Source organism: Alphaproteobacteria bacterium LSUCC0719 (assembly GCA_040839025.1).
In the GTDB taxonomy this organism is placed as follows: Bacteria; Pseudomonadota; Alphaproteobacteria; order Puniceispirillales; family Puniceispirillaceae; genus UBA8309.
In genome coordinates this window covers 45893-59681 of the sequence record JBFPJN010000008.1, presented here as the reverse complement: position 1 = coordinate 59681, position 13789 = coordinate 45893, and the positions used below count along the sequence as shown (strand labels likewise).

10 protein-coding genes and 3 tRNA genes are annotated in these 13789 nt (G+C 60.5%); 10 read left to right on the top strand and 3 right to left on the bottom strand.

Annotation, left to right across the window (positions count from 1 at the left end; genetic code table 11):
• Window positions 1–80: 80 nt before the first annotated feature.
• From AB3X55_12995 to AB3X55_12985, 3 genes are all read right to left on the bottom strand, one after another.
• Window positions 81–156 (bottom strand) — tRNA-Thr (locus AB3X55_12995).
• A gap of 86 nt (window positions 157–242) precedes the next feature.
• Entirely contained in the window at window positions 243–1169 is a 927-nt protein-coding gene (locus tag AB3X55_12990) for a LysR family transcriptional regulator (protein ID MEX0504504.1), read from the bottom strand.
• A gap of 486 nt (window positions 1170–1655) precedes the next feature.
• On the bottom strand, window positions 1656–2579 hold the full coding sequence (locus AB3X55_12985) for a TrmH family RNA methyltransferase (GenBank protein ID MEX0504503.1): 924 nt from the start codon (window positions 2577–2579) through the stop codon (window positions 1656–1658).
• A gap of 111 nt (window positions 2580–2690) precedes the next feature.
• Between AB3X55_12985 and AB3X55_12980 the strand changes: the two genes are divergently transcribed.
• The 10 genes from AB3X55_12980 to AB3X55_12935 all read left to right on the top strand — a co-directional run bounded on the left by AB3X55_12980 (window position 2691) and on the right by AB3X55_12935 (window position 13732).
• Window positions 2691–2775, top strand: a tRNA-Tyr gene (locus tag AB3X55_12980).
• 132 nt (window positions 2776–2907) lie between these two features.
• Window positions 2908–4098 carry an elongation factor Tu gene (tuf, locus tag AB3X55_12975; protein ID MEX0504502.1) on the top strand — a complete coding sequence of 397 codons (1191 nt, stop codon included), beginning with the start codon at window positions 2908–2910 and terminating at the stop codon, window positions 4096–4098.
• A 46-nt stretch (window positions 4099–4144) separates the two neighbouring features.
• Window positions 4145–4220 (top strand) — tRNA-Trp (locus AB3X55_12970).
• Window positions 4221–4439: 219 nt separating this feature from the next.
• Window positions 4440–5366 (top strand): TAXI family TRAP transporter solute-binding subunit, encoded by a 927-nt coding sequence (locus AB3X55_12965; GenBank protein ID MEX0504501.1) that lies wholly within the window; start codon window positions 4440–4442, stop codon window positions 5364–5366.
• Window positions 5367–5485: 119 nt separating this feature from the next.
• Window positions 5486–8101, top strand: a complete 2616-nt coding sequence (locus AB3X55_12960) for a TRAP transporter permease (protein ID MEX0504500.1) — start codon at window positions 5486–5488, stop codon at window positions 8099–8101.
• Between the two features lie 163 nt (window positions 8102–8264).
• Complete coding sequence (locus AB3X55_12955) at window positions 8265–9857, top strand: ABC transporter substrate-binding protein (protein ID MEX0504499.1); 1593 nt, start codon at window positions 8265–8267, stop codon at window positions 9855–9857.
• A gap of 107 nt (window positions 9858–9964) precedes the next feature.
• A complete protein-coding gene (locus AB3X55_12950) occupies window positions 9965–10948 on the top strand; it encodes an ABC transporter permease (GenBank protein ID MEX0504498.1) in 984 nt (327 codons plus the stop codon).
• A 53-nt stretch (window positions 10949–11001) separates the two neighbouring features.
• The gene (locus tag AB3X55_12945) at window positions 11002–11934 is read left to right on the top strand and encodes an ABC transporter permease (protein ID MEX0504497.1); all 933 of its coding nucleotides are present in this window, start codon (window positions 11002–11004) and stop codon (window positions 11932–11934) included.
• Window positions 11931–12890 carry an ABC transporter ATP-binding protein gene (locus tag AB3X55_12940; GenBank protein MEX0504496.1) on the top strand — a complete coding sequence of 320 codons (960 nt, stop codon included), beginning with the start codon at window positions 11931–11933 and terminating at the stop codon, window positions 12888–12890. Before AB3X55_12945 ends, AB3X55_12940 begins: the two co-directional genes overlap by 4 nt.
• A complete protein-coding gene (locus AB3X55_12935; GenBank protein MEX0504495.1) occupies window positions 12887–13732 on the top strand; it encodes an ATP-binding cassette domain-containing protein in 846 nt (281 codons plus the stop codon). The genes AB3X55_12940 and AB3X55_12935 overlap by 4 nt, the downstream gene beginning before the upstream one ends.
• Window positions 13733–13789 lie beyond the last annotated feature (57 nt).

The window sequence follows — 13789 nt, the reverse complement described above, 5'->3', positions numbered from 1 at the left end:
ATTGATTGTACGTCATCCTGTACGTCACCTGACCTGTTAGCACATAAAATGCTGACATATCAGTGATGTACATGAAGGAATGGTGCTGGTGGAGAGACTCGAACTCCCAACCGCCCGATTACAAATCGGGTGCTCTACCAATTGAGCCACACCAGCACTGGGCTGGGTTTTACCAGAAACCCGTAATTCGTCAATAGCTGCCGCGTATTGCATAAATCATTCCCGTAAATCATTCCCGTGAATCATAGCGTGGCGCGGCGTATGGGGGTCTCGGCGGCGAAAATGGTATCACGCACCATACCGGCCAGCTGCAGGGCGAGGTCCGGCGCACCGTCACGGACATAGAGGAATATGCCGAAATCCGGCAATGGCGGCAGACCGGCGTCTGCCGGCACCGGAACGCGCGACGGTGTCTCGTCCACGACAAGCGAGATGTTGGTCTCCACGGCCAGGCCGGCATTGACAAAAGCCTCAAGATCGCGCCAATGCGTGGCCGCATAGGGTCTTTCCCAGGGGATCCCGGCATTTTCAAGCGCCGCAGCCACAACTGGCAGGAAGGCGCATTCGGGTTTTGTCGCCAGTGGCAGCGGCCGCTCTTTCCAAACCAGGCTTCCCTGTCCGACATACCATTTCAGCGGTCCGCGATAGAGGCATTCGCCGGTGCCGACATCCAGCGGTTCGGTTGTCAGGATCACGTCATGCTGCCCGTCATTGAATTGTTCGATCAGCTGGCGCGTGAATGATGACGTCAGGTCGACCCGTGCGCGCGGAAATTCAGCCGCAAAATCACGCATCACCGGGCTGACAAGGAGATCAACCAGATCGTCCGGCACGCCGAAGCCGACCCGCCCTTCAAAGGCATGATGCGTCATCCGCTGCCACGCCTCGTCATGCAGCGTCAGGATCCGACGGCCATAGCCCAGAAGCTGTTCTCCCTCGCGGGTCAGGCAAACCCCGCGGCCGGCCCGCTCGACAAGCTGTTGGTCAAGCGTTGTTTCCAGCCGTTTCAACTGCATCGAGACAGCCGACTGGGTCAGGTTCAAACGCGCGGCGGCGCGCGTCACGCCGCCAAGCTCGGCCACCGTCACAAAGGACCGTAGGGTGGCAATGTCGAAGTTCCGGATGGTGGTGCCGTCCATCACAACTCCTGTCATCACAACGTCTGTCATCACAACGTCTGTCATCACAACTTTTGATCGAAGCAATCATTTTTTGTCGTTGGACAGACTAGGGCGCATTAACCAAAACTGTAAATAAATCAGATGCCTGATATGCATCACAACTGGCAATGGAGCGCATCACGAAATGTTATGGATGGACCAAAGAAACCAATCCTTTCGGGCGCGTCTCGCCACCTGGTGGCGGGGCCGGTCATGGTGGGTCCGGTCCTATATCCAGTCTGGGTCCAGCCCCGGTGCCTGTCTGTCTTCTGATCCCGGCGGTAGATCCGATCTCGCTGAACCGATATCGCGGATGAAAGCGGAAGCCACCCCGCCACCGGTGGACGAGATCTCGTCCTGGGCACGGTTGGAGGGTCGCGCGGCACGGCGACCGGCAAGCCGGCGGTCACCGCCGCCGCGTTATGAAAGGTCATTCTATCGTGCGCGGGGCCGGGGCACGCCACCTGACCGTCGGTGATCGAAGGTGGGGGGCGGTCAGATGCCCCCGGTTCCATCACCATGCCCGCCAGCATGCCCGCCAGTATTCCCGGCAGCATGAAGCGCGATGGCGGCGGCAATCGATACATTCAGGCTTTCCGATCGCGATGAAATCTCGATCCGCACCAGATGGTCGCAATGTCGCCTCGTCAGATGGCGCAGCCCTGCGCCTTCGCCGCCCAGAACAATGGCAAGCCGGTCGATGGCGGCAAGATCCCTGACCTCCATCTCGCCGTCGGCGGCAAGGCCGGTGACGGTAATTTCGGCTTGCTGCATGGTTTCGATCGCCCGGGCCAGATTGACCACCCGGATCATCGGCAGATGTTCGAGCGCGCCTGCGGCGGCACGGGCCAGAAGCCCGGATTCCTCGGGCGCGTGCCGGTGGGTGGTGATGACGGCGCTGGCGCCAAGTGCCAGACCGCTTCTGAGGATGGCCCCGACATTGCGCGGGTCGGACAGCTGATCAAGGCAGAGCAGGCGAACCGCGCCGGTGGTGCTGTCCAGAAAATCGGCAAGATCGGGCGCATCAAGCGGCCATACCGCGGCCAGCATGCCCTGATGGACCACCTTGTCACCATCGGCTGTCGAAGTCCTGGCGGCTGTCGAGGTCACGGCATCGAGGCGTTTGCGCTCGGTCTCGGTAATGGTGGGCAGTTCGTCCCGGCGCGCCGCCGGCAGCGCGGCGATCGCGGCGCGCAATTCGGCCGCCGCGTCCGTTGTGGCGTGAAGTGTGGCCACGCGCCGTTCGGAATTTGCAAGCGCCGCCAGAACAGCATGCCGGCCCCACAGGAAATGGGCGCCACCCGGCGGTTTCGGGCCGGCAATCTGCTGCCTGCCGCCATCGGCAGGATGCTGGCGGCGGTGCGGTGCGGTTTTCGGCCGCGGGCGTGCTGGTCGTTTTTTGCCTCGATCAGGGTGCATTTGGTGACTTCTCTGTTGACAAACCGGCGCTGCTTTTCTAATCGCTTGGCGTCTGTTACAAGGTAGCGTTATTTCGTATCACGTAATCCGTACAGACGCATCAGGCAAACCGGTGAGGTGGCCGAGTGGTTAAAGGCAGCAGACTGTAAATCTGCCCGCGTAGCGTACGTAGGTTCGAATCCTACCCTCACCACCACTGCCTGATTGATGGGGCGGCCTGCCGCCACCCCGATCCCGGCGGCAGCCGCGATCGGGATTTCAGGTTCAACATACCCGGTGCCGTGCCATGCAGGCCGGTCCGGCAGACAGAAGAAGAGGACGGGCTGGCATGTCCAAGGAGAAGTTTGATCGTTCCAAGCCTCATGTGAACATTGGCACGATTGGCCATGTTGACCATGGCAAGACGACGCTGACGGCGGCGATTACGAAGGTTATGGCTGAGGCAGGCGGCGCTGAGTTTCAGGCCTATGATCAGATTGACAAGGCACCTGAGGAGCGTGCCCGCGGGATCACGATTTCGACGGCCCATGTCGAGTATGAGACGGAGAACCGTCACTATGCGCATGTGGATTGTCCCGGTCACGCCGATTATGTGAAGAACATGATCACGGGTGCGGCGCAGATGGATGGCGCGATTCTGGTTGTGTCGGCGGCTGACGGCCCGATGCCGCAGACCCGCGAGCATATTCTTCTGGCGCGCCAGGTTGGTGTTCCGGCGCTGTGCGTATTCATGAACAAGGTCGACCAGGTTGACGATGAGGAGCTTCTGGAGCTTGTGGAGATGGAGATCCGCGAGCTGCTGTCGAGCTATGAGTTTCCCGGCGACGACATTCCGATTGTGAAGGGGTCTGCGCTGGCGGCTCTTGAGGATGGTGATGCGGCGATTGGTGCGGATGCGATCCGCGAGCTGATGGCGGCAGTTGACGATTACATTCCGCAGCCCGAGCGTCCGAAGGACCAGCCGTTCCTGATGCCGATCGAGGATGTGTTCTCGATTTCGGGTCGTGGCACGGTTGTGACGGGTCGTATCGAGCGCGGCATTGTGAATGTTGGTGAAGAGATCGAGATTGTGGGTCTGAAGGACACCACGAAGACGACCTGCACGGGTGTTGAGATGTTCCGCAAGCTTCTGGACCAGGGCGAGGCCGGCGACAATGTCGGTGTTCTGCTTCGCGGCACGAAGCGTGAGGATGTCGAGCGCGGCCAGGTTCTGTCGGCACCGGGTTCGATCACGCCGCATACCGAGTTCAAGTGCGAGGCCTATGTTCTGACGAAGGAAGAGGGTGGTCGTCATACGCCGTTCTTCTCGAACTATCGCCCGCAATTCTACTTCCGGACGACGGATGTGACCGGTTCGGTCGAGCTGCCGTCGGGCACCGAGATGGTGATGCCTGGCGACAATATCGCGATGACGGTCACGCTGATCGCGCCGATCGCGATGGATGAAGGTCTTCGCTTCGCCATCCGTGAAGGCGGTCGTACCGTCGGTGCAGGCGTCGTCGCCTCAATCGTAAAGTAGGCATATCGAATACCCGCCGCCGGCAGGTTCCGGCGGCGGCAGGCATAGGGGTGTAGCTCAATTGGTAGAGCACCGGTCTCCAAAACCGGGGGTTGTAGGTTCGAGTCCTATCGCCCCTGCCACCTGAATACCAAACCTCCGGGGGATCCTCCTCCGGGGGTTTTTCTTTGCCATTTTACCGGTCGGTTCACGTCGTTTGCTTGATTGGATCCGTTCCCGCGTCCATAATGCCGCGCATTTGGCCGGGCCCGCCCGGCATATCTTCGAACGACCCTTCACAAAATCATAGGGAGAGAGTGATGAAACTCAGGCAAATCGTTTATGGCGGCGTTATCGCATCGATGACAGCATTCGGGGCCGCGCAGGCCTTCGCCGAGCAGTTTGTTTCGATTGGCACCGGCGGTGTGACCGGCGTCTATTATCCGACCGGCGGCGCCATCTGCCGTCTCGTCAACAAGGACCGCAAGGACCACGGCATCCGCTGTTCGGCGGAATCGACCGGTGGTTCGGTCTACAACATCAACACCGTTCGCGCCGGCGAGCTGGAGTTCGGTGTTGCCCAGTCCGACTGGCAGTACCATGCCTATCGCGGTACCTCGAAATTCGCCGACAAGGGCAAGTTCGAGAAGCTGCGCGCCGTCTTTTCGGTTCATCCGGAGCCGTTCACCCTGATCGCCCGCAAGGGATCGGGAGTCGCCTCCTTCGAGGATCTGAAGGGCAAGAAGGTCAATGTCGGCAACCCCGGTTCCGGCCAGCGCGCGACAATGGAAGTCGTGATGGAAGCCTTTGGCATGACGATGGGCGATTTCTCGCTCGCGGCTGAACTGAAGGGTTCGGAAATGGCGCAGGCGATCTGTGATGGCAAGATTGAAGCCATGATCTACACCGTCGGTCACCCGGCCGCCGCTGTTACCGAAGCCGCCACCAGCTGTGACGTCGAGCTTGTCTCGGTCACCGGCGCGCCGATCGACAAGCTTGTTGCCGACAATTCCTTCTACCGTGTGGCGACTGTTCCGGGCGGCATGTATGCCGGCTCGCCGAACGACACCACCACCTTCGGTGTCGGTGCGACGGTGATCACTTCGGCCGATGTTCCGGAAAAGGTCGTCTATACGGTGGTCAAGGCCGTGTTCGACAATTTCGCTGACTTCAAGAAGCTGCATCCGGCCTTCCGCAACCTGAAGGAAGAAGAGATGATCTCCGACGGTCTCTCGGCACCGCTGCATCCGGGGGCGGTGAAATACTACAAAGAGCGTGGCTGGATGTAGCACCGCTCTCGACGCGCGGCCGGATGGGGGTATGCCCCCGGCCGCGCGTTCCGCTTTCACTTGAAAGCATCTTCAACCCGAAAGCATCTTCACCTGAAAACATCTGGCGGTGATCTGACATGACAGCCACTGGACCGTTCGATGCCGCCGACGGGCGTGCGGCTGATTTCGAAAGGGGCGCGCAGCGAACCGGCCGCGGCATTGCCCTCGTCTGCATTCTGTGGTCGCTTGTCCAGCTCTGGATGGCGTCGGATTTCCCCTTCTGGCTGAGCAGTGTCAGCGGCCTGAAGCTTGTCTTCAACGCGCAGGAAGCCCGGCAGATCCATCTCGCCTTCGGAATCGGGCTGGCTTTCGCCGTCTATCCGGCAGCGCGGACAATCCACCCGACGCTTGACCGGATGGTGTCATGGGCGTTGCTGCTGACCGGCGTTGCCGCCTGCCTCTATCTTTTCATTTTCAAGCTCGACATCGCGAACCGCGCCGGGCTGCCGAACAGATATGATCTGTTCTTCTCGATCGCCGGCATGCTGTGTGTGATGGTTGCGGTCTACCGGGCACTCGGTCTGCCGCTGCTGGTGGTCGCCGCGATCTTCATCTTCTATGTGATGTTCGGGCATCTCGACTTCTTCCCCGACGCGATGCGCTGGAAGGGGGCATCGCTGAACAAGGCGAGCTGGCATTTCTGGATGCAGACCGAAGGCGTGTTCGGCGTCGCGCTCGGTGTGTCGGCATCGATGATTTTCCTGTTCGTGCTGTTCGGTGCGCTGCTGGAAAGCGCCGGTGCAGGCAATTATTTCATCAAGCTGTCTTTTGCCGCGCTGGGCCATATGCGGGGCGGCCCGGCAAAGGCCGCGGTACTGGCATCCGGCCTGTCCGGGATCTATTCCGGATCGTCGATCGCCAATGTGGTGACGACCGGTACCTTCACCATCCCGCTGATGAAAAAGACCGGCCTCAGCGCCGAAAAGGCCGGCGCGGTGGAGGTTGCGTCCTCGACCAATGGCCAGCTGACACCGCCGGTGATGGGTGCCGCCGCCTTCCTGATCGCCGAATTTACCGGCATCAGCTATTTCGAGCTGATCAAACATGCCGCGCTGCCGGCGCTGGTGTCCTATATCGCGCTTTTCTACATCGTCCATCTCGAGGTGACAAAGCTGGGACTGAAGGGGCTGACCCGCCGCACGCCGACACAGGGGCTGCTGCGGCGCGTGACCGGTTTCCTGGCCGGGTTCGGCGCGCTGGCGCTTCTTGGTGGGGTGATCCACCTGACTGTCGGGCTTGTCGGCGGCTGGATGCCGTCGCTGTCACTTCCCACGGTGATGGTGATCTTTGTCGCCGCCTATATCGTGCTGGTGCGGATCGCAGCGCGCGAACCGGATCTCGAGGTCGGGCTGAGCGACGCGGAAATGAAGCTTCTTCCGACGGTCTCCAGTGTCGCACGAACCGGCTATCATTTCGCGCTGCCGATTGTCGTGCTGCTGTGGTGCGTTCTGGTCAGCCGCCTGTCGCCCAGCCTGTCGGCCTACTGGGCGTGTCTGGCAATGATCTTCGTGCTGGTGACGCAGCGCCCGCTGAAGGCGTATTTCCGGCGGCAATCAGTGGATGCCCGGGTCTGGCGTGCCGGGGTGACGGATTTTCTTCGCGGGCTGGAATTCGGTGCCCGCAACATGATCAGCATCGCCATTGCAACGGCGATCGCCGGCATCATCATCGGCACCGTGTCGCTGACCGGCGCGCATCAGTTCATTGGTGAGTTCGTCGAGGCGGTGTCGGGTGGCAATCTGGTGGTGATGCTGCTTCTGGTCGCGGTGATGAGCCTGATTCTCGGCATGGGTCTGCCGACAACGGCAAACTATATTGTCGTCTCGTCACTGATGGCACCGGTGATCGTGATGGTCGGCGCGCAGAACGGGCTGATCGTACCGCTTGTCGCGGTGCATTTGTTCGTTTTCTATTTTGGTATCCTTGCCGATGACACACCACCGGTCGGGCTTGCCGCCTTTGCCGCCGCGGCGATCTCGCGCGGTGATCCGATCCGCACCGGCATCCAGGGCTTCAGCTACGACATACGCACAGCCGTGCTGCCCTTCATGTTCATCTTCAACACCGACATTCTGCTGATCGATGTCGGATGGGTGGGCGGCGTCACGGCGGTGCTGGCGACAAGCGTCGGGATGCTGGCCTTCTGTTCGGCGACGCAGAACCACATGCTGGTCCGCAACAGACTGTGGGAGAGTGTGATCCTGCTTCTTGTGGCCTTCACCATGTTCCGTCCGGACTACTGGCTCGACCGCGTTTCGCCGCCCTTCATAGAGCTTCCCGGCTCGCAGATTGTCCAGCATCTGGAAATGCCGGCGGTCAGCGAGACCGTTGTCATGATGCTTCGCGCGCGGCTCAGCGGTCCCGATTTCGACGATGCGGACCGGATCATCGACCGCAGCGTGATTCTGGAACTTCCGGCGGCGGGCGCGCCGTTCGACAGGCTTGAGGCCGCCGGGCTGCTGGTGACCATCGACGAGGGTGTGGCCGCTGTCGACGAACCTTTCCCCGGAACGCCGCTGTTCCAGGATCTGAAAGGATTCGATTTCTACGCCGACAGGCCGGTCACGCTGGATGTGGCGCTGATCGAGATCGAGGACCGCCCGGCCCGTGAATGGGCCTTTGTCCCGGCAATCCTGATGTTGCTGGGCGTTGGCGCGCTGCAGCGCCGGCGTGCGGTTGCGGCACAAGGCTGAGCGGCGCTGAACGCGGCGGCCTGAAACCCGGTGCCGATATGCGTGCCGGGTGTGACAGAAAGGCCCGCCCTGAATCGTGCAAAATATCTTGCCCATATGCGGGTCAGGGGTCCATTCTCAGGCATCTTATGAATAGCAGAATATTCCATCCTGGAGAGAAACTATGAAAATATTGGCAACTAGGCTTGGGCTTGGCGCGGTGGCGCTGACCCTGGCAGCGGCCGCGACGGCGGCATCCGCAGAAACACTGCGTTGGGCGCGGTCCGGCGACTCGCTGACACTTGACCCACATGCCCAGAACGAAGGCCCGACACATACGCTGGCGCACCAGATTTACGAACCCCTGCTGCATCGCGACATGGCCGGCCAGATCACCCCGGCGCTGGCCACAAGCTGGAAGGCGCTTCCCGACAATCCGAATGTCTGGCGCTTTACCCTTCGCAAGGGCGTGACCTTCCATGACGGTTCGGACTTCACCGCCGATGACGCTGTCTACAGCTTCAAGCGCGCCATGATGCCGACATCGTCGATGAAAGAACTTCTGACAAGCGTCAAGGATGTCCGCAAGGTCGACGACCATACCATCGATATGGAAACAAATGGTCCGAACCCGCTGCTGATCAACAACCTGACCAACCTGTTCATGATGGATGCAGGCTGGACCGAGGCAAATGGTGCCAGTGCGCCGCAGGATGTCGCCGCTGGCGAAACCACTTTTGCGGCCCAGAACACCAACGGAACCGGTGCATTCATTCTGGAAAGCCGCGTGCCTGACCAGAAGACTGTTCTGAAGGCAAACCCCAATTACTGGGGCAAGGGCCAGTTCCCGCTTGATGTCACCGAAATCATCTACACACCGATCCAGTCGGCGGCCACCCGTGTGGCGGCACTGCTGTCAGGTGAAGTCGATTTCATTCAGGACGTGCCGGTGCAGGATCTTGGCCGTGTTGCCGGTCAGAGCGGCCTGAAGGTCGTGACCGCGGCACAGAACCGCGTGATCTTCTTTGGCATGAACAGCGGCAAGGCTGATCTGGAAACAGACAATGTCAGCGGCAAGAACCCGTTTGCCGATGTGCGTGTGCGGCGGGCGATGAACATTGCCATCAACCGCGATGCCATCAAGAAGGTCGTGATGCGTGACCAGTCTTCACCGACCAATGTCATCATGCCGCCATTCGTCAATGGCTGGACAAGCCAGCTTGACGCCATTCCGGCCTATGACGTTGCCGCCGCCAAGGCGCTGATGGCAGAGGCAGGCTATGGTGACGGGTTCTCGGTCACGCTGAACTGCCCGAATGATCGCTACATCAATGACGAGGCGATCTGTCAGGCTGCTGTAGGCATGTTCGGCCAGATTGGCATCAAGGTGAATCTCGATGCCAAGCCGAAGGCACAGCATTTCCCGCTGATCAAGAACAAGACGACCGAGTTCTATATGCTTGGCTGGGGTGTGCCGACCTTTGATTCGCACTACATCTTCAACTTCCTGGTTCATGCCACGACCGAAAATCGCGGCTCGTGGAACAACACCGGCTATGACAATGCCGATGTGAACGCCAAGGTCGTGGCGCTTGAGTCCGAGACCGACCTTGCCAGGCGCGACGCCATCATTGGCGAGATCTGGGCCCAGGTTCAGGAAGACCAGCTTTACCTTCCAATCCACAACCAGGTTCTGAACTGGGGGATGAAGGATGGCATCACATTTGACGTGCAGCCCGAAGACCAGCCGCACTTCAAATATCTGGTCATGAACTGATCAATTGCCGGCAGCGACCCGGAGTCGCTGCCGGCCCTTGTTTATCCCATGCATATCCAGTCCACCATCTGCGGCAAAACGGGCTGCCTGTCACCACGAGGCCTGCGATGATTGTCATATTGGCCAGGCGGATCGTACAGGCGGTGCTTGTACTGCTGCTGGTGGCGCTGATTTCCTTTGCTATTTTCCGGTTTGTCGGCAACCCGGTCGAGAATATCCTCGGCCAGGAAGCCACCGTCCAGGACCGCAACGAGATGATCGAACGGATGGGGTTGAACGACCCTGTCCCGGTGCAATATGTCCGCTTCGTATGGGATGCGCTGCATTTTGATTTCGGCATTTCCTATCGTACCGCCGAACCGGTTGCCGAGCTGATTGCCTCGCGCCTGCCGGCGACGCTGGAACTTGCGTTTATCTCGGCGCTGTTCGCGCTTGTCGCGGGAATCCTGCTTGGCATCTTTACCGCCATCAGCCGGGGGCGGTTTCTCGCCGGGCTGGTGATGACAACCTCGCTTGTCGGCGTATCGCTCCCGACCTTCCTGATCGGGGTGTTGCTGATCTGGCTGTTTGCTGTCGAGCTTGGTGTGCTGCCGTCCTTCGGGCGCGGCGATACGGTGCGGGTCGCATTCTGGGAAACCGGTCTGCTGACCGCCTCGGGGCTGAAATCCCTGATTCTGCCGGCAATCACGCTTGGCCTTTACCAGATGACGCTGATCATGCGCCTGGTGCGCTCGGAGATGCTTGAGGTGCTGCGTCAGGATTTCATCAAATTCGCCAGGGCGCGCGGGCTGCCCGAACGCATGGTTCTGTTGCGGCATGCGCTGCGCAACACATTGGTGCCTGTGACAACGGTGGCCGGGTTGCAGCTTGGGTCAATCGTTGCCTTTGCCATCATTACCGAGACGGTGTTCCAGTGGCCCGGCGTCGGGCTGATGTTCATCAACGCGGTCTATTTTGTCGATATCCCGGTGATGTCGGCCTATCTGCTTCTGGTCGGCACGCTGTTCGTGTTGATCAACCTGATTGTCGATCTGCTGTATCTGGCGATCGACCCGCGGATTCGTGACCGCAACCTGCGGGGAGGCGGCTGATGGCATCTCCACCTGTCAGACCGTCCGAAGATCCGGTGGGCGTGCCCTCAAACATGCCGGCCAGCCGACCTGCTGGCAGACTACAACGCGTGCTTGCCAGTGATTTTGTCTATGATTTCACCCGTGCGCCGCTGGCCATTCTGGCTGGTTTGGTGGTGACGTTCCTGTTTCTGGTGGCAATCTTCGCGCCGCTGGTGGCACCGACCAATCCGTTCGACCCGGCGTCGCTGAACCTGATGAACGGGTTCACCCCGCCAATGCAGGCCAATATGTTCACCGGGGAAAGCTTTGTCATGGGGACCGACGACCAGGGACGGGACCTGCTGTCGGCAATCATCTACGGGCTGCGGGTGTCTCTGTTTGTCGGCGTGATGTCGGTGATGCTGGCTATGGGGCTTGGTGTCTCGCTTGGCCTGATCGCCGGCTATGTCGGTGGATGGCTGGACAATCTGATCATGCGGATTGCCGATATCCAGCTGACCTTTCCGTCGATCCTGATCGCGATGCTGATCTTCGGCGTGCTTCGGGGCATCATCCCGCCCGATCTGCGTGACGAGATGGCGATCTTTGTGCTGATTGCCGCTATCGGACTGTCGGAATGGGTGCCCTTTGCCAGAACGGTGCGGGCAACGGCGATGGTCGAAAAGGAAAAGGAATATGTTCAGGCGGCGCGGCTGATCGGGCTTGGCCGTCATCAGATCATGTGGCGGCATATCCTGCCGAATGTTCTGGGGCCGGTGCTTGTCATTGCCACCATCACGCTGGCGCTGGCCATTATCGCCGAGGCGACATTGTCCTTTCTGGGGGTGGGCGCGCCGCCAACCGAGCCAAGTCTGGGCACATTGATCCGGATTGGCCAGGATTACCTGTTTTCCGGTGAATGGTGGATCCTGACCTTTCCGGCGGTGACGCTGCTGGCGCTGGCGCTGGCGGTCAATCTGCTTGGTGACTGGCTGAAGGACACGCTGAATCCGAGGTTGAAATGACGGTGCCGCTTCTTGATGTCAGTGATCTCAGCGTGGAATTTCCCATGCGCCGCCAGCGGTTGCAGGCGCTCGACCGGATTTCCTTTACGCTCGAGGCTGGCGAGGTTCTGGGCTTTGTTGGCGAGAGTGGTGCCGGCAAGTCGCTGACCGGGGCGGCAATCATGGGTCTTCTGGAGCCGCCGGGCCGCATTACCGGTGCCCGGATTTCGCTTGCCGGCCAGCGCATCGACGGTCAGCCCGAGACAGTGCGGGGCCGGCAGATCGGGATGATCTTCCAGGATCCCCTGACCAGCCTGAACCCGCTTCGCACGGTTGGTGACCAGCTTGTCGAGACAATCCAGCTTCACCTTGGCATGGGTGCCGCCGCCGCAACAGCCCGCGCCGGCGAGCTGCTTGACGAGGTCGGGATCGACAGGGCGCGCATCAATGGTTATCCGCATGAATTTTCCGGCGGTATGCGCCAGCGGATTGTCATCGCGCTGGCGCTGGCTCCGGAACCGAAACTGATTATTGCCGACGAGCCGACGACGGCGCTTGATGTATCGATCCAGGCGCAGGTGCTGGCGCTTCTTCGCCGCCTGTGCAAGGAGCGGGGTGCGTCGGTGATCCTGATCACGCATGATATGGGGGTTATCGCCGAGACAACGGACCGGGTTGCCGTCCTGTATGCTGGCCGCCTTGTCGAGATGGGGCGCACAAGCGACGTGATTGCCGCGCCGCGTCATCCCTATACAAAGGGTCTGATGGCGGCGACACCGAATCTGGACCTTGTGTCGGTGGACACGGTGCTGCCACAGATTCCGGGAAGCATGCCAAGCCTTGCCAATCTGCCGTCAGGCTGCCGGTTCCATCCGCGCTGCGGCAATGCCCTGCCGGCCTGCCGCCAGACAGCGCCGGCTTTTGTCGACGGTGTTGCCTGCCATCTCTATGCCGAGCCGGCAGAGGAGGCGGGATGATGTCTGACAAGGCGTCTGTGGACAATGCCTATCTGAAGGTGTCCGGGCTGAGCCGGCATTTCGACATTTCCGAACCGTTCCTGGCGCGACTTGTCACCGGCACCGCGCGGCGGCGGCTGACGGCTGTCGACAATGTCAGCTTTTCGATTGCCAAGGGCCAGACCTATGCGCTTGTTGGCGAGAGCGGGTCCGGCAAATCCACCATCGCCAGAATGATTGTGGGGCTGGATCGCCCTGACAGCGGCAGCATCATGTTTGACGGTCAGCCCGCCTTTGACGAGGCAAAGGGCCAGATCAAGGATGCCGGTCTTCGCCAGAAGCTGCAGATGGTGTTCCAGTCACCCTATTCCAGTCTCAATCCGCGCTGGCGTGTCGGCGATATCCTGATGGAGCCGATCCGCGCCTTCAATCTGATTTCCGACCGCGACGCCGGACAGCGGCGGGTGCGTGAACTTCTTGATCAGGTTGGCCTGTCGCCGCAGGATGCCGATCGCTATCCACACGAATTCTCCGGCGGTCAGCGACAGCGGATATCGATTGCGCGGGCGCTGGCCTCGAACCCGCAATTCATCGTCTGTGACGAGCCGACCTCGGCACTTGATGTGTCGGTACAGGCACAGGTTCTGAACCTGCTGAAACAGCTTCAGCGCGATCTGCAACTGACCTATCTGTTCATTTCGCATGACATGGCGGTGGTGCGGGTGATGGCGCATCGTATCGGCGTGCTGAAGGGCGGCAGGCTGGTCGAGGAAAACGCGGCCGGCACGCTGATCGAGTCACCGCAGGATCCCTATACCAGAATGTTGATGGAGGCGACGCCGCGCTTTGCCGGCGGATCCTGACAGCAACGACTGCTACATCGCCGCTTTCTCTTCTGTCGACCATATGTGAAACAAATT